At 59.0% G+C, this 21,526-nt stretch carries 20 protein-coding genes; 12 read left to right on the forward strand and 8 right to left on the reverse strand.

Annotated features, from left to right (window positions below):
• Positions 1-155 precede the first annotated feature (155 nt).
• Entirely contained in the window at positions 156-1,190 is a 1,035-nt protein-coding gene (locus A3709_RS17525; RefSeq protein ID WP_066057522.1) for an AraC family transcriptional regulator, read from the forward strand.
• On the opposite strand, the gene A3709_RS17530 is transcribed toward A3709_RS17525, so the two are convergent.
• Entirely contained in the window at positions 1,187-2,428 is a 1,242-nt protein-coding gene (locus tag A3709_RS17530) for a cytochrome P450 (protein WP_066057525.1), read from the reverse strand. The genes A3709_RS17525 and A3709_RS17530 overlap by 4 nt on opposite strands.
• A 204-nt stretch (positions 2,429-2,632) precedes the next feature.
• The gene (locus A3709_RS17535; RefSeq protein WP_066057528.1) at positions 2,633-3,559 is read right to left on the reverse strand and encodes a histone deacetylase family protein; all 927 of its coding nucleotides are present in this window, start codon (positions 3,557-3,559) and stop codon (positions 2,633-2,635) included.
• Positions 3,560-3,690: 131 nt separating this feature from the next.
• On the opposite strand from A3709_RS17535, the gene A3709_RS17540 reads away from it, so the two are divergent.
• Positions 3,691-6,372 carry a bifunctional acetate--CoA ligase family protein/GNAT family N-acetyltransferase gene (locus A3709_RS17540; RefSeq protein ID WP_066057532.1) on the forward strand — a complete coding sequence of 894 codons (2,682 nt, stop codon included), beginning with the start codon at positions 3,691-3,693 and terminating at the stop codon, positions 6,370-6,372.
• Here A3709_RS17540 and A3709_RS17545 read toward each other — a convergent pair.
• Positions 6,356-6,745, reverse strand: a complete 390-nt coding sequence (locus tag A3709_RS17545) for a YbaN family protein (protein ID WP_066057535.1) — start codon at positions 6,743-6,745, stop codon at positions 6,356-6,358. The two genes, A3709_RS17540 and A3709_RS17545, sit on opposite strands and share 17 nt — an antisense overlap.
• Before the next feature lie 105 nt (positions 6,746-6,850).
• Between A3709_RS17545 and A3709_RS17550 the strand changes: the two genes are divergently transcribed.
• The 4 genes from A3709_RS17550 (at position 6,851) to A3709_RS17565 (ending at position 11,622) form a co-directional block, all read left to right on the forward strand.
• Entirely contained in the window at positions 6,851-8,035 is a 1,185-nt protein-coding gene (locus tag A3709_RS17550) for a patatin-like phospholipase family protein (RefSeq protein ID WP_066057539.1), read from the forward strand.
• A 49-nt stretch (positions 8,036-8,084) separates the two neighbouring features.
• Positions 8,085-8,591 (forward strand): exosortase H, encoded by a 507-nt coding sequence (xrtH, locus tag A3709_RS17555; protein ID WP_066057542.1) that lies wholly within the window; start codon positions 8,085-8,087, stop codon positions 8,589-8,591.
• Positions 8,575-9,204, forward strand: a complete 630-nt coding sequence (locus tag A3709_RS17560; RefSeq protein WP_066057545.1) for an exosortase H-associated membrane protein — start codon at positions 8,575-8,577, stop codon at positions 9,202-9,204. The genes xrtH and A3709_RS17560 overlap by 17 nt, the downstream gene beginning before the upstream one ends.
• A gap of 135 nt (positions 9,205-9,339) precedes the next feature.
• Positions 9,340-11,622, forward strand: coding sequence for a TonB-dependent receptor (locus tag A3709_RS17565; RefSeq protein ID WP_066057548.1), 2,283 nt, complete (start codon positions 9,340-9,342; stop codon positions 11,620-11,622).
• A gap of 515 nt (positions 11,623-12,137) precedes the next feature.
• On the opposite strand, the gene A3709_RS17570 is transcribed toward A3709_RS17565, so the two are convergent.
• The 3 genes from A3709_RS17570 to A3709_RS17580 form a co-directional block, all read right to left on the reverse strand.
• Positions 12,138-13,436: an NCS2 family permease gene (locus A3709_RS17570; RefSeq protein ID WP_066057551.1), complete on the reverse strand. Its 1,299-nt coding sequence runs from the start codon at positions 13,434-13,436 to the stop codon at positions 12,138-12,140.
• Positions 13,437-13,524: 88 nt separating this feature from the next.
• Entirely contained in the window at positions 13,525-13,743 is a 219-nt protein-coding gene (locus A3709_RS17575; protein WP_066057555.1) for a DUF1653 domain-containing protein, read from the reverse strand.
• 20 nt (positions 13,744-13,763) lie between these two features.
• Complete coding sequence (locus A3709_RS17580; protein WP_066057558.1) at positions 13,764-14,372, reverse strand: Crp/Fnr family transcriptional regulator; 609 nt, start codon at positions 14,370-14,372, stop codon at positions 13,764-13,766.
• A gap of 40 nt (positions 14,373-14,412) precedes the next feature.
• On the opposite strand from A3709_RS17580, the gene A3709_RS17585 reads away from it, so the two are divergent.
• The 6 genes from A3709_RS17585 (at position 14,413) to A3709_RS17610 (ending at position 19,023) form a co-directional block, all read left to right on the forward strand.
• Complete coding sequence (locus tag A3709_RS17585) at positions 14,413-15,204, forward strand: class II aldolase/adducin family protein (protein ID WP_066057561.1); 792 nt, start codon at positions 14,413-14,415, stop codon at positions 15,202-15,204.
• Positions 15,205-15,299: 95 nt separating this feature from the next.
• A complete protein-coding gene (locus tag A3709_RS17590; RefSeq protein ID WP_066057563.1) occupies positions 15,300-16,970 on the forward strand; it encodes an alkaline phosphatase in 1,671 nt (556 codons plus the stop codon).
• Positions 16,971-17,062: 92 nt separating this feature from the next.
• Positions 17,063-17,548, forward strand: coding sequence for an RNA polymerase sigma factor (locus tag A3709_RS17595; RefSeq protein ID WP_082850185.1), 486 nt, complete (start codon positions 17,063-17,065; stop codon positions 17,546-17,548).
• The gene (locus A3709_RS17600) at positions 17,545-17,976 is read left to right on the forward strand and encodes a hypothetical protein (RefSeq protein ID WP_066057570.1); all 432 of its coding nucleotides are present in this window, start codon (positions 17,545-17,547) and stop codon (positions 17,974-17,976) included. The genes A3709_RS17595 and A3709_RS17600 overlap by 4 nt, the downstream gene beginning before the upstream one ends.
• Positions 17,973-18,497, forward strand: coding sequence for a DUF4252 domain-containing protein (locus A3709_RS17605; protein WP_066057573.1), 525 nt, complete (start codon positions 17,973-17,975; stop codon positions 18,495-18,497). Before A3709_RS17600 ends, A3709_RS17605 begins: the two co-directional genes overlap by 4 nt.
• 4 nt (positions 18,498-18,501) lie before the next feature.
• On the forward strand, positions 18,502-19,023 hold the full coding sequence (locus A3709_RS17610; RefSeq protein WP_066057576.1) for a DUF4252 domain-containing protein: 522 nt from the start codon (positions 18,502-18,504) through the stop codon (positions 19,021-19,023).
• Here the strand turns inward: A3709_RS17610 and A3709_RS17615 are convergent.
• Positions 19,020-19,763: a gluconate 2-dehydrogenase subunit 3 family protein gene (locus tag A3709_RS17615; RefSeq protein ID WP_066057579.1), complete on the reverse strand. Its 744-nt coding sequence runs from the start codon at positions 19,761-19,763 to the stop codon at positions 19,020-19,022. The two genes, A3709_RS17610 and A3709_RS17615, sit on opposite strands and share 4 nt — an antisense overlap.
• Positions 19,760-21,445: a GMC family oxidoreductase gene (locus A3709_RS17620; RefSeq protein ID WP_066057582.1), complete on the reverse strand. Its 1,686-nt coding sequence runs from the start codon at positions 21,443-21,445 to the stop codon at positions 19,760-19,762. Before A3709_RS17620 ends, A3709_RS17615 begins: the two co-directional genes overlap by 4 nt.
• Between the last annotated feature and the right edge of the window lie 81 nt (positions 21,446-21,526).

A 21,526-nucleotide genomic window follows, 5' to 3' on the forward strand; every position in this document is an offset into this window, starting at 1 on the left:
CCAGATAGAACCTTTATTGTGGCAGAGCACAGCTGAATTGCCATTGCCCGCAGGCGCCAGGGCCTATGGCAATGCGCGCCAACGGCTGCCGATGAGGGCGTTGACTGGTATTCTTGGTGGCTGTAATAAGGGGAATGAAATGAAGGGATTGGGCCATGTTGCCTGACAATGAGCGCGAGGTGAGTGTCAGCCTGACCCTGGCGCTGCTGGATGCCATGCGTCTGGCGGGTGAGGCCGAGCCTGAGGCCCTGCTGGGCGAGTTGGGCATTGATGCTCGGCTGCTTGAGCGCCCCGAGAACCGCATCAGTTTTGATCAGCAGCAGGCGCTGTGGCAGCAAGCGGTGCAACGCTGTGGTTCGCCGGAATTTGGTCTGCAGTTTGCCCGAGCGATTCAGCCCGCCAGTTTTGGCCTGGTGGGGTATATGGTCATGAATTGCGACACCATTGATGCCTGCCTCGATGTGATCGTTGAGTACCAGTTTCTCGCCGGGCAGGGCGGCAGCTTTGTGCGCAGCGAGTGCGATGGCTATCCCGCGCTGGAATACCAGGCCGTCAACCGGGACGATGCGGTAACAGCCCATCGTGTTGTGGCAATGTTTGCATCGATTGTGGCGCTCGGTCGCTGGTTGGCTGGTGATGCCTATGTGCCGCAACAATTGCAGTTGTGCGTAGTGCCGGGTGATCAACCTGCAACATTCAGTGAATATTTTCACTGCCCTGTGGCCGGTGGTAGCAGCGCCAATCGGTTGGTGTTCTCACCTGAGGTGCTGGCCCTACCAATTCCTCACGCCAGTGCGGAGCTGTTGGCCTTGCTGACGGAGCGCGCTGACCGCGTACTCGCGACGCTGGCGCTGGAGCCAGGCGTGGCTGCCCGGGTGGCCGGTTTAATGGCGTCACAACTCACCCAGACCCTGCCTGCGAAGCAGGCGATTGCTTCCCAGATAGGCATGAGTGAACGCACCTTACAGCGACGGTTGCAGGAGGAGGGGACCAGCTATCAACGATTGCTCGACCAGACGCGCCATCAACTGGCATTGGAGTTACTGGGCAATCGTGAGATATCACTGGCGACGGTAGCAGGGCAGCTTGGTTTTGCCGAACCCAGCGCATTTTATCGCGCTTTTCGCAAATGGCAGGGTGTTACCCCTGGCGACTATCGCCAGGGGCTGGAGGCGGGGAGGTCGCGCTAGGCGTTAGTGCGCAGCATCAGGCGCTTGAACACAATGGCGTTGTGGTCGTCCGCGTCGCGTTCCGGCTCTTCAGCCAGTTCCACATCAGGGAAGCGCGTAAACAGTTCACACATGGTCAGGTACAGCTGGCGCTTGGCCAGTGCCGCGCCAATGCAGAACCTCGGCCCATAACCGAACATGGCGTCGGGATTAAATTCCCGCTTCACGTCGAATGTTTCCGGTGAGTCATAGTAGGCAGGGTTGTAGTCTTTCAGGTGCGGCATCATCAGCACCATGACGCCTTTGCGCAACTGCTCGCCCATAAACTCCATATCATTCGGCGCATAGCGTGCAAAGCCCATTTTGGACGCGACGCCCCAGCGGCTGATCTCGGAGAAGGCGTTGGAAAATGCATCTGGAGATTCCAGTGCCGCTGCTACCTGATCCTTGTGCTTGAGCAGTGAATACACCGACCACTGCTGGGCCACCAGGGTGGTATCGGCGCCGGCACCGATCAGTGCCAGTACCAGTGTTACGATGTCCCACTCCTTGAAATTCTCGTTCTCTTCTTCGATTTTCAACAGTGTGGACAGAAAATCATCCTGCTCAGGCTGGGCCCGACGTTCGGCGATCACCTTGAGAATGATATCGATGGCTTTGTTGCAGTCCTGGCGCGCGGCCTCGCGCTGCTCATCGGAGATGGTGGGGTTCCAGGTCTCGGTAAAGGTCAGGATCACTTTGCGTATTTCCGGCCAATACTTCTCGGGGATGCCGACCATCCGGGTAATGGAGATAAAGGGAATGTGCTGGGCGATATCTTCGATGTAATCGAAAGTCTCGGGTGATCCCAGCTCGTCGAACAGTTTCTCCACGTCCGGCTTGATCTTTTCCTGGATCTTGTCGACCACGTTGCGTGAGAACGCCGGGGAGACGACTTTGCGCACCAGGCGATGATGTCCGTGGTCTGCCAGCAGGCTGTGGCCAATCATGGCGCGCTCAAAGTTGCTCCACTTGTCTTCACTGGGGCGCTCGGGAGCGAATTCCCAGTCATAGAAATCGGACGACAATGGCTCCGTTTTCCAGCAGGCCATGATGTCTTCCATGCGCGTGACAATCCAGGCCTGCCAGGGCTCGTACCAGACGATGGGGCCGCGCTCGGCCAGGGCCAGGCACTGCGACACGGGGTCATTCATGTACTCCGGCGAATGGGGGTTAAAAATTTCTGCCACGGGGGGCAGGGCGGTTGCAGCCTCCGACATAGTCGTCTCCGGGATTATTATGCGATAGCAAAAGTATACATATGTCTACTTTTGCCGCAAGTGACAGATCGTTCATTTACTGGTGCGTATGAGCTTTTATACCTGAACAAATCGTGAGCGGAGAAAAGGAGGGCGAGCACACCATCGCAAAGCCGCCAGCAAGGACGGCTGGGCCTGGCAGAGGGTGCACAGCGGCAGTTTGGGTTAGTTGTCGCCCAACAGGGCTTTAAGGTGTGCTTCCACGCTGCGCGCCAGCGCATGCAGGTCGTAGCCGCCCTCGAGCGAAGAAACGATCCGGCCATCAGCGCTGGCCAACGCCTGTTGGCACAGCTGCCGGGTGACCCAGGCAAAATCCTCATCGACCAGTCGGAAGTCTGCCAGGGGGTCTGCCTGATGGGCGTCGAAACCGGCAGAGATGAATATCAATTGGGGGGCAAAGGCCTCCAGTGCCGGCAGCCAGTGGGTGTTTACGGCGGCGCGGAAAGCCTCGCCGTCACTGCCTGCGGGCAGCGGCGAATTGACCACATTCGCCGCTTCGCAAGCTTCGCCGCTGTGCGGGTAAAAGGGGTGTTGGAACGTTGAGCAAAAAAGAATCCGCTCGTCGCCAGCCACGATGTCTTCTGTGCCGTTGCCGTGATGAACATCAAAATCGACGATGGCCACGCGCTCCAGGCCGTGGTGTTCGAGGGCGTGGTAGGCGCCCACAGCGATGTTGTTAAACAGACAGAACCCCATGGCTTTGTCGCGTTCCGCGTGGTGCCCGGGCGGGCGCACGCCGCAGAAAACCTGACGGGTCTTCTCGCCCATCACCAGATCCACTCCCTGAATAACAGCGCCCGCGGCAAGCAGCGCTGCCTGCAGGGAGTAAGGGTTCATGGTGGTATCGGGATCGACCGACACCGAGCCGATTTCCGGCGATTGAGCGAACAAATGATCTACATGGCGGCTGCTGTGGGCATACAGCAACTGGTCGCGTTGCGCGGCCGAGGCGTCATAGCGTTGCAGCGCCATATCCAGACCGCTGGCTATCAGTCGGTCGTTGATGGCGCTCAACCTGGCGGGCTGCTCCGGGTGGTAGCTTCCCATGTCGTGCAATTCGCAGGTGGGGTGGCTGATGTAGGCAATGTTCATGACGCGCTCCATGCTCAGGGTGATCTTGCACCCTGGCCGTGTTGCAGGCAAGAAGCAGGACAGATTTGTGCCTATACTTTGTTCCGGATCATTCCTCGGGGGCGGCGCAGGGGCACTGGCTGACGGTCACAATGCGAAAACATTATCTGGAAAGCCTCTTCAGTCCCGATGCAGTGGCTGTGGTGTGCGATGAAGCGTATGCCACCATCGGCGAACAAGTACTGACCAATCTTCGCAGTGGGGCGTTTGCCGGTGCTATTCACCTGGTGACTGCGGGTAAGCACAAACTGGCCGGGTACAAACCCAGAGCTGCCCTAGCGGATCTGGACGGCCCGGTGGCATTGGCTATTGTGGCAGCGGGGACAGAGCATCAAGCCGACATTATGCATGCCTGTGGCGAGATCGGGGTCAAAGCGGTGGTGATCCTCTCCGGTGGCTTCAGCGAGATGCAGGAGTGCGGCCTGGCATTCCAGAACGAACTGGTCGAAATTGCCCGCCGCTACCACATCGCCCTGGTGGGGCCGCGTTGCCTGGGCATTGCAAGGCCGCGTAACCATTTTAATGCCACCTCGGCTCGCAGTCCGATTCGCGAGGGCAAGGTGGCGCTGGTCACCCAGTCTGGCGCGTTTTGCTCGGCCATTCTCGACTGGGCGGATGACGCCGGTTTTGGTTTTTCTGCGGTCGCATCATTGGGGGCCACGTCAGACGTCAAACTCGGCGATGTCCTCGATTATCTCGCACAGGACCCCCATACCAGCAGCATTCTTCTCTACGTGGAACGCATTACCAATGCCCGGCTGTTCCTCAGTGGCCTGCGCGCAGCGGCGCGACTGAAACCGGTTGTGGTCATCAAGTCGGGTCGCAACGATGCCGGTGCCCGGGCGGCGGCCAGCCAGATGCAGACTCCCCTGGGGCGCGACGAGGTGTTTGATGCGGCCATACGCCGCGCTGGCGCGGTGCGTGTCACTATTGTTCATCAGCTCTTTGCCGCCGCCACGATTCTGGCCTCGGGGGCAAGGGTAAAAGAAGGTCGTCTCGGGGTGGTGACCAACGGCGGAGCACCCGGGGTTATGGCGGCGGATTGGGCCGGTGATGCCGATCTGGCGCTGGCTCAGTTGTCCGATGACACCATGGAGCGATTAAGCGATGCTCTTCCCGACTACTGGACCTGTTCCCACCCGGTAGACATTCTTGGTAATGCCGATGCCGAGCGTTATCAAAAGGTGGTTGCGGCACTGCTCGATGATCCCGGTGTGGACGGGGTACTGGCGCTACTGACTCCGCAGGGCTTTACCGATGCCTCGGCCTGTGCAGACGGCGTGATTGCAGCCAGCACCAAGGCCCGCAAGCCCGTGCTGGCATCCTGGATGGGGAGCAAGCTGGTGGACGAGGGGCGCAAGAAACTGACCGCAGCGGGTATCCCACAATTTATGTCCCCGGAAGCCGGTGTGGATGCCTTCAACTATCTCGCGCGCTACCGGCGCAATCAAAGCGCGCTATTGCAGGTGCCTGAACCCTTATCGGAACACCCCGACCCGGACGTGCATGGCGCCAAGACAATGATTGACCACGCCCTGAGCGAGGGGCGGAGTACGCTGACGATGGCCGAGTCGCGTGCTGTATTGCGGGCGTTCCATATTCCGGTGTTGCCGAGCATGGTGGCCGCCAGCGCTGCCGAGGCACTCATTGCCGCGGAGAACATCGGCTTTCCCATTGCGATGAAAATTGTCTCCCCGGACATTGAGCATAAGTCTGAAGTGGGCGGCGTGCGGCTGAATATCAGTGAATCACGGGCCGTGGCGGCAGCGTACGAAGAACTCATGCGCGATGTGGCGGATCGCGAGGGTGATGCCCAGCTGTGTGGGGTTAGTATTGAGCCGATGGTGGATCGGCCCCATGCCCGGGAATTGTTGGTTGGTATCTCCCGGGACCCGGTCTTCGGGCCGGTTATCCATATGGGGCCGGCTGGCACGGCCGCCGAGGCGCTGGCCGGGCAGACCCAGGTCGCGCTGCCGCCGCTGAATGACTTCCTGGCGCGAGAACTCGTTGATCGCACTGCTGTGTCGCACTACCTGCGTCAATTTCGGAAAATGCCGGCGGTTAATATGGCTGCACTCTCGGAGGTCTTGCAGCGGGTGTCGGAAATGGCCTGTGAACTGCCTGTGATAAGCCGATTTGAAATCAACCCACTGCTGGTCGATGAGGCCAGCGCGGTTGCGATAGAGGCGAATATTCATGTCGCGGCGGACAGTCTGGCCACGGATCACTACGGCCACATGGCGATCCACCCGTACCCTGCCGATATGCAAAGTCGCTTGCAGCTGACCGATGGCGCGGAGATTCTGATGCGCCCGATTCGTCCCGAGGACGGCCGCAGTGAGGAAAATTTTGTCGCCAATCTATCCGCGGAGAGTAAGTACTTCCGCTTCATGCATGGCCTGGATCGGCTCACGCCCAGCATGCTTGCCCGCTTTACCCAGATTGATTACGACCGGGAGATGGCGCTGGTTGCGATCCAGCAGAACAGCGCGGGCGAAGACACCTTTATCGGCGTGGTGCGATACGTCACCAACCCTGATGCAAATTCCTGTGAGTTCGCCCTGGCGATCGCCGATGAGTGGCAGTCACATGGCCTGGGCCCGCGTTTGATGGAGCGGTTAATCGATATCGCCAGAGAACGGGGCCTGGAAACCATGATAGGCGAAGTGCTGGCCCAGAATGCCCGCATGTTGCGCATGTGCAAGCGGCTGGGCTTTCGCGCCCTGCGCAGCCCCGAAGACCCGGAAGTAGTGGAGGTTACGCTTCCTTTGTAATGCGATCGCAGTTAGGGCAGGTGCGCAGGCTGAGCACAACGGTGGCACCAATGGCCATCAGCAAGGCAGTGCCGGCTCTCAGGGTGGTGCTCTCCATGGCAAAGGCGATCGACGCCCCGCCTGCGGACAGCATGGAGAGAATGGCTATAGCTTTAGAGCGCTGCGAAATACAGCGCTGCTCTTCCCAGTTTCTGATCATCGGGCCGAACAACTCACTGGCCAGTAATCGCTGGTGCCATTTTTCCGAGGAGCGGGCGAAGAACCACGCGGCGAGCAAAACAAAGGGGGTACTGGGCAGCACCGGCAGCACAATGCCGGCCAGCGCTAGGCCAAGAAAAAGAAAGCCCAGTGGTTTGTATAGTTGGCGTTTCATGCGAACGGGATTTCCGGAGGACCAAAACGACTATGCTATCGCTAATGGCCAGTTCACGCATCCAGGTACTGGTCTTCGACACCAACTTCCAGTAAAACGTAGGGCATGACTGCCGATCACTTGCCCGCCCAGGACCGCACCGCCCTTGTACTCACTGGCGGCGGCGCCCGGGCAGCCTATCAGGTGGGTGTATTGCGGGCAGCGTCCGAGGTCCTTGAAAAACAAGCTCACAACCCTTTTTCCATTATTACCGGCACCTCCGCGGGCGCGCTCAATGCCGTCGCGCTTGGGGCGTCCGCCAGTAACTTCCGCCTCGCAGTCAAGAAGGTGGAGGAGATCTGGAGCAACCTGAGTGTCGATCAGGTGTACCGTTCCGGCTATCTGGACCTGGCGGGTAGCGTACTTCGCCTGCTGGGCTCCCTCTTTCACCGGGGCACCGGGATCCGCAAACCTCTGGCACTGCTCGATACCGCGCCACTGGCGGAGTTACTGGCATCGTCGATTGACTTTGACAAACTGGAGAAGCGCCTGCGAGGTGGNCAGCTCGATGCCATTGGTGTTACCGCCTCCAGCTATCACACCGGCGAATCGGTGACGTTTTACCAGAGCGACCTGGATGGCAGTGTTCTATTGCCCTGGCGCCGCTCCCGGCGTCGCGGAGTGCCGGCAACACTGGGTGTTGAGCACCTGCTGGCGTCGTCGGCGATTCCGGCCATCCTCCCGGCCACGCAGGTGGACGGTGCCTATTACGGCGATGGTGCCCTGAGGCAGGTGTCACCCATCAGCCCGGCGCTGCACCTGGGTGCCCAGCGGATTATGGTGGTGGGGGTGAGTGGTAATCCCAGCCATGAGCCGGCCGACGTGCGTGAACCCCATTCGCCTTCGTTGGCTAAGATGATTGGCCACGTATTCAACAGCGCCTTTATTGATGCTCTGGAAAGCGACATGGAGAACCTGCAGCGCATCAATGAACTGGTGGGCATTGTGCAGAATGCCGACCCCAGCGCGGAAACCGGTGAATCCCGGTTGGTGGACTTTCTCTGCATTAACCCGTCGATTGAGATCGACCAGGTGGCCTCGGATCACCTGCATCGCCTGCCATCGGCCATGCGTACGCTGTTGAATGTGACCGGAGCCACACCCAAAGGCGGCGGCACCAGCCTCGCCAGTTACCTGTTGTTCGAGGGGGCTTTCTGTCGGGACCTGATTGAGTTTGGTTATCGGGACGCCCTGGATCAGCGGCATATGATCGAAGCCTTTTTCCACCCGCAGCCTGAGATCATGCTCTGACCCCAGCTGTGCTACCATCGGCCTTAGTTTTGTCGTTAGTAGGTGTGAAGTGAACCGGTTTATCGTCGTTTTCGGGGTGGTGCTCGTAACCCTGTTTACCGTGGAAATGCTCAATCCTGTGCAGGAGCATGTCATCGTGCCCTTTACCACGGGCCTGGCCAAGCTCAGTGCGGCGTTGATTTCACCGTTTGATGAAAACGTCATCGCCTATGGCAAAATCCTCCAGTTTCAGGACACTGGCTTTGCAGTGTCAATCGAGGCTGGCTGTAACGGGGTAGAAGCCACTATTGTCCTGATTGCCGCGGTGCTGGCGTTCCCTGCCACCTGGAAACAGCGCTTAGCGGCGATTCTGCTGGGATTTGTGGCCGTTCAGGTGATGAATATTGCCCGGATTATCAGCCTGTTCTACCTCGGTGACTGGGATCTCGACATTTTCGGCTGGGTGCACCTCTACCTGTGGCCGGCCCTCATCATGCTCGATGTGCTGGTGGTATTCATCTTCTACCTCCGCTATTTGTCCAATCGCGAGGAAGAGGCCAATGTCGCCGCTGCCTGAGAACCGCCATCTGCGGCAGTTCCTGCTGTTTGTATTTGCGCTCATCATCCCCTGCTTTGCGCTGTGGACGGTGGCGGCGGATATGGTCGCCATGCCTGTGGTCGGCCTGAGCAATATTATTCTCGGGAACTGGTTCCCCTACGCGGTTGACTCCATTATTTTCCAGAATTCCGATGTGTATCTGCTGACCCAGTTTGGCGAGGCCGGTGGCCGGCCGGTGCCAGCTGAGCAGTCCGAATATCAGTTCGGTTTCCAAATTAATCCGGCCATTCTGTCTTACTCCTTGCCGTTCTACGCCACGCTGCATTTCGCTACCCAGAAAGATGAATACCTCACCAGCTTCCTGGCCGGCGTGCTCATTCTCTATCCCTTCATTTTATTCGGGCTGGTGAGCCTGTGTATGAAGGACCTGATGGTTAACCTCGGCGCGCTATTTATGGAGCACCCTGGGGTATTCATCCCCAACGGCAATGTGATTGGCCTTCTCTACCAATTGAATGTGCTGATTGTGCCCACCGTGGCACCCATTGCGGTGTGGGCCTGGCAGAGTCAGAAAACCGAGTTGTTCACCAGTATTCTGGGAGCGCGCCAGGATGTCGCTGAACAGGCGTAGCGCTGGTATTTTGCCACCGGATTCGATGTTGCATTTTGGCTGGCAAATGCTAAATTTCGGCGCCTTCGGTACCAACCGTAAATCGAAAGGGGCACAGACTCCTGTAAAGCACACTTGTCTACAGAGGATTCGTACATGTTTGAGCCCCGTTTCGGGCTGCGGGCTATTGCCGTCGCAGTCAGCACCGCTATTCCCTTTTCCGCCTCAGCGCAGGATGCTCGCCCGGTCTTTGAAGAGGTCGTGGTCACCGCCGAGAAACGCACCGAGAGCCTGCAGGACCTGTCCCAGGCCGTTACCGCACTCTCTGGTCAGGATCTCGATGAGCGCCAGATCACGTCATTCGTAGATCTCAGTGCCGTTGCACCCGGCGTCAACATCGCCAAAAACGAAGGCTTTAAAACCGTTATCACCATCCGCGGTGTCGGCAACGAGGCCAACCAGAACGCCATTGCCAACCCTTCTGTGTCCTACCACCTGGATGGCATTTACGTGGCATCGCCCTACGCCTTGCAGACCGATTTCCTTGACCTGGAGCGTATCGAAGTGCTGCGTGGCCCCCAAGGCACCCTGTTTGGCCAGAACTCTACCGGTGGCGCGATCAACGTGATCACCCAGGCGCCCACCCTCGATGAGGTGTACGGTACTGCCGACCTGACCCTTGGTAACTACGACCTTGTTCAGGCCCGTGGCGCGATTAATGTGCCCATGGGTGATAAAGTGGCCCTGCGTGCCAGTGTCTCAACCAATAAGCACGATGGATTCTCCGAGAACGTGGTTCTCAATCAAGACCTGGATGACCGCGACAGCATCTCCGGCCGCGTACGCCTGCTGATCGAACCTTCAGCGACATTCCGCGCCCACCTGACTGCGCAGTACTTCGATGAAGATGTGAACGGCGCCGCGCAGAAGGGTCTGCTGGATGAAACCCGCGACCCCCGTAAACTCCGCCAGGATTCTCTCGCCGAGTACCAGCTGACCTCTGAACTGTACAGCGCTGTGCTGGAGTGGGATCTGGATGCCTTTACCGTGAAGTCGCTGACCAGCTACCAGGACGATGACATCCTGATCCGTCGCGACAACGACCGCCACGATCTGGACAGTCTGCCGCCCTTCGCGCTGCTGCCCAGCTTCTACGATGCCGAGACCAACGAGCAGACCACCTTTACCCAGGAGATCAACCTGATTTCCGGCGACCCACTGTTCGGCAAGCTGGACTGGGTAGCGGGTGTGTTCTACCTCGACACCGAGGTAGATATCAGCATCCTGGAGCGTCTGGACTTCGGCTTTGACGGCACCTTCGATCCCTTCACTGTGGAAGATGTATACAATTTCGACGGCGACTTCGGCTTCATCTCCGACTCCAAGCCCGAGCGTGATTCCGTGTCCGTTTACGGTCAGGGCACCTGGCACTTCAACGATACCTGGCGCGGTGTGTTCGGCCTGCGTTACACCGAAGACGAGGTGTATTCTGAAGTCACCAACTTCTATGGTCGCGACGGCACCGACATTCTCGAAGTGGAATCCGACAAGGTCACTGGCCGTGTCGTACTGGAGCACGATTTCGGTGACGCCACCATGGGTTACGTCTCTTACACCCGTGGCTTCAAGCCCGGCGGTTCCAACCTGACCTACGGTCGCGAAGATGAAATCGCCCCGATCGTGGTACTGCCCACTTACAACGAAGAAGTGGTCGACGCCTTTGAAGTTGGCCTGAAAACTGACCTCGCTGACGGCCGCGTTCGCCTCAACGGTGCCGCGTTCTACTACGACTACGAGGGTCTGCAGTACCAGGCCACTGACCCGGAAGTTTTCCAGGGCGGTGTAGGCAACATTCCCGAGTCTGAAATCTACGGCGCCGAACTCGAATTCGCCGCCTTCCTGACCGACTCGCTGGTGCTGGACGCGCGCATGGCCTGGCTGGAAACAGAAATCACCGCCGACCACGACGCCCTCGACAACGTCGCTTCCGACGCGGCCACCAACGCATTGCTGGGCCAGGGCTTTGACCTGTTCAGCCCCGAGATCCAGATCGCCCGTGCGGCCGAGATCGCCAACGTCAAAGGCAACGAACTGGCCAAGACGCCCGGTTTTACCGGTAACCTGGCCCTGAGCCATGACGCTACTCTGGGTAGCTGGGGTGACCTGCGCAGCGTACTGCAGTACACCTACCGCGGTGACTTCAAGCACCGTATCTTCAACAACGATGTCACTGACTCTGTCGACAGCTACGACGTGATCGACCTGATCCTGGGCTTCCATCCTGCTGATGGCGACTGGCGCGTCGAACTGATCGGCAAGAACCTCACCGACGAAGACGGCATCAACGCCCGCTTCACCGACGTATTCGGTGTGGGCGCCACTGGTGACGAGCTGATCGCTCCGCGCCAGTATATGGTGCGCTTTGGCCTCGACTTTTAAGTTGGGCTGAGGTCATCTGAGAGGAAGCGTCCTTCGGGGCGCTTTTTTTTGTCTGGCAGTTTGTGGGGATCTTTACTCATCGGCATAGGAACAGGACGGAGTTTTCGAAACCACTGCTAGTCATCCATGAGCGTTTCGGCGTGCGGCATCCATGCCTCCCGACGATTTCGAAAACCCCGCCCTGTCCCCATGCCTAGTCCCGCAGGTAGTCTCGGGGTAGCGATGATTAGATTTCGAAAGTTACACCGACAGCATTAATCGAGGCAGCGGGTGAGCTTAATTGCAGTCGCAGATAGCTCCCTTCGATAGGTGGGCTGAGTTGAAGGTTAGATTTATTTGATCACTGACAGAGGTGTAGAGCTCCAATTCCGCTTCTGAAATTGTCGGGCGCCATGGATGGCCTTGCAGCGGTTTCAGAAGGTGAATTGGAGCTCTATGCCGACGGGTCAAGAACCGCACAACACTACCGCTCTCAACGACGGCTGATGTCAAGCCAGTTTGAATAATCTGCCGGCCTAAAAGAACGCAAACTTCGCAACAAATATGGTGGTAAGGAACCAGGCTCCAAATGAGACATCATTGGCCCGGCCAGCAAATACCTTGATGACGGTGTAGCTGATAAAGCCCACCGCAATACCATTGGCAATCGAGAACGACAGCGGAATCATGATGATGGTGAGCAGGGCGGGGGTGAGCTCAGTGGCGTCGGAGTAGTCCAGTTGTTCCATGCCCGACATCATCAGCAGTGCCACATACACTAGCGCGCCAGCAGTCGCATAGGCCGGCNCCATNCCCGCCAGTGGGGCGAAGAACATTGCCAGCAGGAACAGCAGGCCTACCACGACCGCGGTGAGGCCAGTGCGTCCGCCGGCGGCGACACCCGCGGCACTTTCCACGTAGCTTGTTACCGGGGCACAGCCGAACAATGCGCCGACAACACTCGAGGAAGAGTCCGCCTGCAGGGCCTTGTTCATGTTCTGGATTTCACCTTCTTCATTGACCAAGTGGGCGCGGGTGGCTACACCCAGCAGCGTGCCTGCGGTGTCGAACAGGTTCACGAACAGAATCGCAATCACTACGCTGACCATGCCCACTTCCAGGGCGCCGGCGATGTCCAGCTGCATGAAGGTGGGGGCTATGCTCGGGGGGGGCGACACAATGCCCTGGTATTCCACCAGGCCGGCCACTAGCCCAATGACGGTAATGAGCAGCACGCCCAGCATGATGGAGCCAGGTACCTGGCGGACCGAGAGTCCTGCGATGAGCAGGAAGCCAAGGGCGCCGAGCAGGGGTTCTGGTTGGGTCAGGTCGCCCAGGGAAATCAGGGTGGCCGGGTTGTCGATGATCAGTCCGGCGCTCTTGAGGCCGATAAAGCCGATAAACAGGCCGACACCTGCGGCCATGGCCACGCGCAAATCCTTGGGAATACTGTTGAGCATCCAGGCGCGCAGCGGGGTGACACTCATGATGACAAACAGGATGCCAGCGATAAATACCGCCCCCAGAGCCACCTGCCAGCTGTAGCCCATCTCGCCGACCACTGTGTAGGTGAAGAAGGCGTTCAGGCCCATGCCCGGTGCCAGGCCGACGGGCCAGTTGGCGTAGAGGCCCATGAAGATACAGGCCAGGGCGGCCGCCAGACAGGTGGCGGCAAAGCTGGCGCCATGATCCATGCCGGCTGAAGCCATCATCTGTGGGTTCACAAAGATGATGTAGGCCATGGTAATGAACGTGGTGAGGCCTGCGACCAGCTCCGTGCTTACGCGGGTCTGGTGGTGCTCCAGTTTGAACAGCCGTTCCAACAGTGCTTGCATAGTGGGCCTGATTACCTGTGCCTGAAAAACCGCAATAGTGTCACACCCGCCGATGGCGGGAAAGGCGCGGGGATGGGGAAGGCAGTATTCAGGCGGGCCGGAGATAGCTGAAGCGGGGTTTGACCTCGCCGTCGCGTTCGACGGTTTCCTGCCACATGGCCAGTGGCCTCACCCACAGGGCGCGTTCACCGTATTGGGGGCGGTAAACTACCAGTGTCTCCTCGGTTTCGGAGTGTGTGGCCAGGCCGATGAGTTCGTACTCGTTGCCTTTGAAGTGCTGGTAGATACCCGGCTGTAGGTCGCTCATGGTGTGCCTTTTAACATATGTTAATGATGCTCAGGGGTCGCGTCCCTAAGCTTGCGTTTGATTCTGGAGAGTGAGACCGCATCGATACCGAGGTATGAGGCAATATGGCCCTGGGTGACTCGGTCGCTGAGATCCGGTTCATTGGCGAGTAGCCATTGGTAGCGTTCTTCAGCGTTACAGGTCAGCAGGACCGCCTCACGCTGCTGATTGCGCAAAAAAGCCTCGGTGAGAAACACCCGGTACAGGCGGGCGATCTGCAGATTCTGATCAGCGGCATCCAGCAGGTCATTGAGATGAAAGCTGATCGCCTCGACAGGCTCCAGACACTCGATGGAGAAGGGTGCGGCACCGCCGGAAATGGCGGCACTCACGGGGCCGGCGATCTGGCCCGCGCGAATAAAGGATTTGTTGCGCTCTCGCCCTTCCGGCGTGGTGTAGAAAAGGCGTACCAGCCCCGTGTTAACGACGTACAGGGTGTCGCTGACATCGCCGGCGTGAATCAGGAATTCGCCGGCGTCACAGTTAACCGGGGCCATGCGTGCCAGCCAGGGTAAATCCGCTGGCAGGTCATGCAGGCCCCAGCGATGCAGCCACTGGTTGCGAGTAGTATTGAAATCCGCTGCGCTCATGGCAGCAGTATAAACCGAACCAAGGTGAAAGGAGATTGAGATGAACGACGTTGCTAACGAAATTGTGATGAACATGGACAAGGCCGAAGATATTCTGGCCCAGCCGGAAGATGTCGTCGCCATCCGTGTGGATCGCAAGAACAAGCTGGCGGCGGCCCTGCGCCTGTTCGGCAAGTTTGGTTTCGACGAAGGCGTGGCGGGTCACATTACTGTGCGTGACCCGGAGCACACCGACCACTTCTGGGTGAACCCCATGGGCAAATCGTTCAAGCAGATGAAGGTGTCCGACCTGGTGCTGGTCAATCACAAAGGTGAAGTGGTGGAAGGTGAAGGTCTGCTCAATGGCGCAGCGTTTACCATTCACTCCCAGATCCACATGTCCGACCCCTCGATTACCGCAGCCGCGCACTCACACTCGGTGTACGGCAAGGCGTTCTCGTCATTGGGCAAGACCCTGGCGCCGCTAACCCAGGACGCCTGTGCCTTCTACGAAGACCACGTGCTGTTCGATGATTTCTCCGGCGTAGTGCTGGATAACAGCGAAGGCGAGCGTATCGCAGCCGCCCTGGATGGGCGCAAGGCGGCGATTCTGCAAAATCACGGTCTGCTGACCGTGGGCGAAACCATCGACGCCGCCGCCTGGTGGTACATCACCCTGGAGCGCAGCTGCCAGGCGCAGCTGCTGGCCGAGGCGGCAGGCACCCCCAAGCCAATTGAGCACGATGTAGCGCTGGGTACGCGCGACACTGTGGGCTCGGCGCTCGCAGGCTGGTTCAGCTTCCAGCCGCTGTACGATGTGATTATCGAGGAGCAACCAGAGCTGCTTGACTGATCTTGACGGCAGTTCCGGGTTGACAACAACCCGGTCGCGATTACTCTCTGTAAGGCCCTCCGCGTGAGGGCCTTTTCAATTGCACGGAGAAGGTAATGAGCAGAATCAGTCGCCGCAACATTATTAAGGGCCTGTCAGCCACGGCCGTCCTGCCGGTGGTGGGCTGTGCCACGGGGCCGGGAGCATCCGATATCAGTGGGGCCACGTTTTCCCACGGCGTTGCCAGCGGCGACCCCGACCAGAGCAGTGTTGTGCTCTGGACCAGGGTGAGTGGTGCCTCCGGGCCGGTGACAGGTCGCTGGCAACTCGCCAGTGATCCCCATTTTGCGCAAGTGGTAGCCGAGGGTGACTTCAGCACCGATGCCTCGCGCGACTGGACGGTGAAAGTGGTGCCCGACGGTTTGTCGGCGGGCGAACGCTTCTACTACCGGTTTAATGTCGGTGACATCTATTCACTGCCGGGACGCACCCGCACACTGCCCAGCGGCCATGTGGAGCGCCTTGGCCTGGCTGTCGCATCCTGTTCCAACTATCCCTTCGGTTACTTTAATGCCTATGAAGCGATTGCCCTGGATCAACAGGTCGATCTGGTTCTGCACCTGGGTGACTATATTTACGAATATGGTCCCGATGGTTACGGCGGCGAAAGCGGCGCAGCGCTGAATCGCAACCACCAGCCGCCGCGGGAGATTCTCAGCTTGGCGGACTACCGCCAGCGCCACGCCCAGTACAAAGCCGACGCTCAATCGCAGGCTATGCACAGCAATCACCCGTTGATTGCTATCTGGGATGACCATGAGATTACCAATGACCCATGGATGGATGGAGCGGAAAATCACCAGCCTGAAACCGAGGGCGACTGGACGGCGCGCAAGCAAATCGCGCTGCAGGCCTACTATGAATGGATGCCGATCCGCGAACCTGGCGCCGGCGGAAATCGGGCAGAGTACTGGCGGCACTTTGGCTACGGCGATCTGGCCAGTCTGATTACGCTGGAAACCCGGTTGACGGGCCGCAGCGAACAGCTCAACTACGAAGATCATCTGGAACAGCTGCAAACCGCCGATGATGTGCGCCGTTTTTATCGCGAGGATTTATGGGACCCTTCGCGGGAGCTGTTATCCGACGCAGGCAAGACATTCACCGGCGAGGCATTGGCTGAGTCGGTTCAGGCGGGCAGGTCCTGGCGCATTCTCGGCAACCAGATTCTCATGGCGCGCTGGCTGGCACCGATAATTACCGATCAACAGCTTGCGGACATGGGCGTCGAGCCCGGCACCATGCTCTATGAGTATGCGCATCGCTTCCGGCCGCTGGGTGAAGCGGGCCTGCCGCTCAACCTCGATGCCTGGGATGGTTATCCCTATGCTCGTGAAACCTTGTATGGCATGGCCAGTCAGGCAGGTGCGAACGACCTGCTGGTGTTGACCGGAGATACTCACGCCTTCTGGCAGAACCAGCTGTTTAACGCCGACGGCCAGGCGATGGGCGTTGAGATTGGTACTTCTGGTATTACCTCTCCCGGGCCTTTCAGTGGGCTGGGTCCGGAGCAGGCTGCGGCGTTCGATCAGGTATTGGCAGACGCCAGTCCGGACGTGCTGTGGACCAGTGGTCAGACCAACGGCTATGTGCGGCTGGTGTTGACGCACGAGGCCGCCACGGTCGACTACATGGGCGTGAGCAGTGTGGTCTCGCGCGACTACCGCCCCGCCAGTATTCGTCAGGTGCGTATCGAAAAATCCGGCAAGTCGCTTAGTTTCGCCTGATCTCCCACCATTCATCGCTGGAATCGCGCGGTTCGTCGCAACCCGCGCCAGCGAAGTAACTTTTCTTCTCCCCAGTCGTATAGTCCGTGAATATGGACAAACAATTTCAACAATGGACGATCGCCTACCAGGAGCAGAACTGGTCAATGGCCCGATTTCTACTCAAGGACGAGGCCGAGGCAGAGGACGTAGTGCAGGATGCATTCATCCGCCTCTGGCAGCACCGCGACACGCTCTCGGAGGCGCGGGTGAAACCCTGGTTACTGCGTGTAACGCGCAATCTCTGCCTGGATCGACTGCGCCTTGAGCGCCCTCGAGCAGAGTCTGGGCCGGATGAATTGGCCGGGGGGGAAGAGCCGCTTGCGAGTATGCAGCGCAGCAGGGAAGGGCAGGTACTGCAGGCCGCCGTAATGGGCCTGGACGAACCCTACCGCTCGCTGGTCATCATGCGCGATGTGCAGCAGCACAGTTATGAAGACGTGGCGGCCACGTTGGAATTGAGCCTGCCCCAGGTAAAGACCTACCTGCACCGGGCGCGAAAAACACTGCGGGAACAACTGACGGAGTTGCGACCATGACGGAAAAACCAGACTTGCACAGTGATGAGTGGGAGCAGGTGCTGCAGCAGGCCCTGGCTGATTTGCCTACCGAGCCTATGCCGGCCAGCTTGCAGAACGAGCTGCAGCGGATCCCCCGCGATCATGCCGAGCGTCACCCCTGGTGGCGTGCCAGCTGGTTGCGTCCAGCCTTCGCGTTTGGCGTGATCGCCGTGCCCCTGGCTGTGGCGCTCATGGCGCAGCAGCAACAAATTCAGCGGCAGGAACAGCAACTTGCCCAGGCCCAGCAGGATCTGGCGATCGCGCTGACCTATTTGCAGAAAGCCAATGAACAAGTCGCCAGTCAGATGGCGGCCAGTATCGGTTCGGGTGTGGCCCGGCCGGTAACGGACACAACAATCCAGGTGATTGAAAAGCCCCTGGACACTACTCGGGAGTACGAACTATGAGAACCTTGATTGCAATTGTTACCAGCTGTTTGATCAGTGTTGCAGCCCTGGCGCAGGACTATGAAAGCATGCCGGGCTATGTGGACTTCGGCACCATGAACGAGATCTACGGTGAACCCCGGGTGATGATCAATATCGGCGGACCTCTGATGCAGTTACTGTCTGCGGCAGCAGCAGCCTCTGAGGACCCGGAAGCGGCCGCGATTATGCAGGGACTGGAGGGTATCCGCGTGAATGTCTACGACACGGGCGGTAATCTGGCGCCGGCGCTGGAACGCATGAATCAGGCCAAGACCACCCTGCAGGCCGCCAACTGGCAGCCCATTGTGCAGGTGCAGGAAGCGGATGAGCAGGTGCAGATGTTTACCCGGGTGAATGACGACAAGATGGAAGGCATGGCCATTATGGTGGTCAACCAGGAAGAGGCCGTGTTTCTGAACATTCTTGGCAATATCGATCCGGCCCAGGTGAGCAAGGTGATGGCGCAGATGAACGTCGATGTTGACGTCGACACGGATTAAGGCCATGCATACCTTGAAAATAGCACTGCTATTGGTAATGGTTGCCCTCACCGGCTGCGGTGTGACCGCTCCGCACCGCAACGCCGGTTACGCCGATCTCGATGGCCTGTCGATGTGGGATGTCGATGCCACCATGACCCTGTCAATCGGCCCCACGTTGCTCAGCATCGCATCAAACGCTATTGAAGATGATCCGGCGACCAAGGCCTTGCTGTGTCAGTTGGATGGTGTACGGGTCAAGCTCTACGAGATCGAGGAAGACCCGATCGCGGTGGCAGAAGACCTGGGTGAGATTAACGCCCGTCTTAACGAAGATGGTTGGCAGCAAATTATTCTGGTGCGCGAGGAAGGCGAGACGACCTACGTGCTGATGAAAATGGTGGAAGAACGTATCGCTGGCCTCACCGTACTCACTGCCGACAGCTCTGAGGTCGTGTTGGTCAATGTAATGGGCGAGCTGCAGCCGGAGATGCTCTCGAGCACTATGCAGGCACTGGATGTCCCTGCACCGCCGATTGATGTTTAGCCGCTTACCGGTTCCTGGTAGGCATAGTCCAGGAGCCCCAGGTCATTGAGCACACCGTCAAGGTGTGTCATGGCCTCGGGGCTTGGTCCCGGATAGTCGCCCGCTATGGGCACATTCCCCACATAGCCCATGTCTTTCACACCCTCGGGTGAACTGAAGTAGGCGATGGCCGCCAGTGAGCGCAGTCCGTCAAATACCCGGGAAATATAGGCGTATTGCAGCTTACTCTCGGCCTCCTCGTAGGCGACGTCATCCAGGATGGCGCGTTGTTTTTGTGCGCTGGTTGCCAGAAACGACTGGCCTGTGCGGCGCTGGGATTCCTCATCGAACCACACCAGCGCAGACAGGATTTCCGGCCGCGTTTCCTGCTGCTGGGGGTAGGGCGCGCTGACCCACTCATCGACCAGGTCGACAACACCGGCTTCCGATGCTGAGGGGAAGTCGCCTTCCCGGGGAATCATCAAGTCGAGTATCGCCTTGGCGAGCTTGCGCTGATGAGGTGTCATGGTGAGTGGCCAGGGCGCCTTGACTGGTGGATTCAGTGTCGGGTCGGTGCCGTAGCCCTCTGCGGTAATGGGTTCGAGTTGCAGGTCTGGCCAGTTACCGGCGAGCTTGGCCGCCTTGATCACCGTGGCCTCGCAGCCGGTTATCAGCGGCGTTGTTACTGCTGCGGTCACGGCTGCCAGCCATTTCAGCGACTGGCGTCGGGTGATGCCTGGTTCAGTTGTCTCGTGGCTCATGCTATCGCCCCCTTGTTCAGTTGCTCAGCCAGCCATGATGCATTGCGCATGGCCAGAGTCATAATGGTGAGCGTGCAATTCTTGTGGGGGTTGGAGGCAAATACGCCGCCGTCCATCACGAACAGGTTATCGCAGTCCCAGGCCTGCCCCCACTGGTTGGTGACGGAATCTTTGGGCGAAGTGCCCATGCGCGTTGTACCCACCTCGTGGATGATCTCGCCGCCTTTTTTGATCGTTTCGGCGGGATCTGGCAACTCGTCTGGCACATCGGCCCCGAGTAGCTTGAAGATATCGCGCGCTGTGGCGAGTCCGTGACGCACCTGGTTGAGTTCCTGTTCGGACCACTTCCAGTGAAATTTGGCCACCGGAATGCCCCAGCGATCAGTGACCGCATCGTCGATTTCCATATAGCAACCGGCGTTGGGTACCATCTCTCCACGCAGAGCCAGAGAGATCTGTGATCCATAGTCGAACCTGGCCCGGCGCTTCATCTCCACGCCGTAGCCCTGAAGCTTCTCGGGATAGTAACCACCGGGCGGTTTGAAACCTGTACTCATCTCAAAGTGATAGCCCCGCGCAAAATCCAGCTCGCCCCTGGCCTGCATATCGTGGCCCCACCAGGGCAGGAATAGGTGATTGGCTGTATGGCCGTCCTCGTTATAAATGGGGCGGCCTTTCAGTGCGGGAATCACGGCGCTCATATTTGCCCCGGTTGAATCCATAAGGTTGCGCCCTACTTGGCCCGAGCGGTTGGCCAGCCCCTGCGGGTGTTGCTCACTCTTTGAGTTGAGGAGTATCCGTGCCGATTCGCAGGCGCTGGCCGCCAGAACGACCAAGGGTGCGGCGACGGTGCGAGGGGCGCCCGTTTTGCGGTCGATATAGGTGACGGCTTCGGCGCGTCCCTGTGCATCGACCTCGACGGACCTGACCATGGCGTCGGTCTGTACAGTCAGTAAACCGGTGGCTCTGGCCATCGGAATGAGCGAAGTCGTGGTCTGGAAGGCAGCGCCGATGGAACAGCCCCGGCCACACTGTGTTGCCCAGAAACAGGCGGCCCGATCGTCTTTGGGTCGGGTCAGGATGGCGCGATGCATGGGAGCGGCGGGGATGCCCAGCTTGCCCGCGGCAGCGGCAACTAACAATTCAGGCACGCGCGGTTTAGGCGGCGGCATTAATACGCCGGGAGATGAGTCTGGCATGTCGTCCAGCCCCGTATTCGTGCCACACACCCCCACCAGTTCTTCGGTGCGATCGTACCAGGGGGCGAGTTCATCGTATTCAAAGGGCCAGTCTGCCCCGAAACCGTCGCGGCTGAATCCTTTGAAATCATGGTGAGAGAATCTGAGTGAATACCGCCCCCAATGATTGGTGCGCCCGCCCAGCATGCGCGCTCGCCACCACTTGAACTCGGTATTATCGGCCATGGTGTAGGGTTCGCCCGGCACCTCCCAGCCGCCGTCGACTGTGGCATCGTAATAACCGAAGTTCTTGTCTGGCGTGGGCGCACCGCGCAACGGTGCGTCCGCCGGGGTATTGAACATTGGCGTCTCGGTAACCGGGTCGTAGTCGCGACCGGCCTCGAGCATTAGCACCCGCTTGCCCAATTTGGTCAGGGTATGGGCTGCCATGGCACCGCCGGCGCCGGAACCGATTACCACCACATCGTAAGCTTGATCGGACATGGAATTCTCATTAATGTGGGTTGCACCACGCAGTATATAAATCTTTGCCCTCCTGTGGTGGTTGCGGTCTGAAAAAAATAA

It is taken from the genome of Halioglobus sp. HI00S01 (assembly GCF_001635445.1).
GTDB lineage: Bacteria > Pseudomonadota > Gammaproteobacteria > Pseudomonadales > Halieaceae > Halioglobus > Halioglobus japonicus.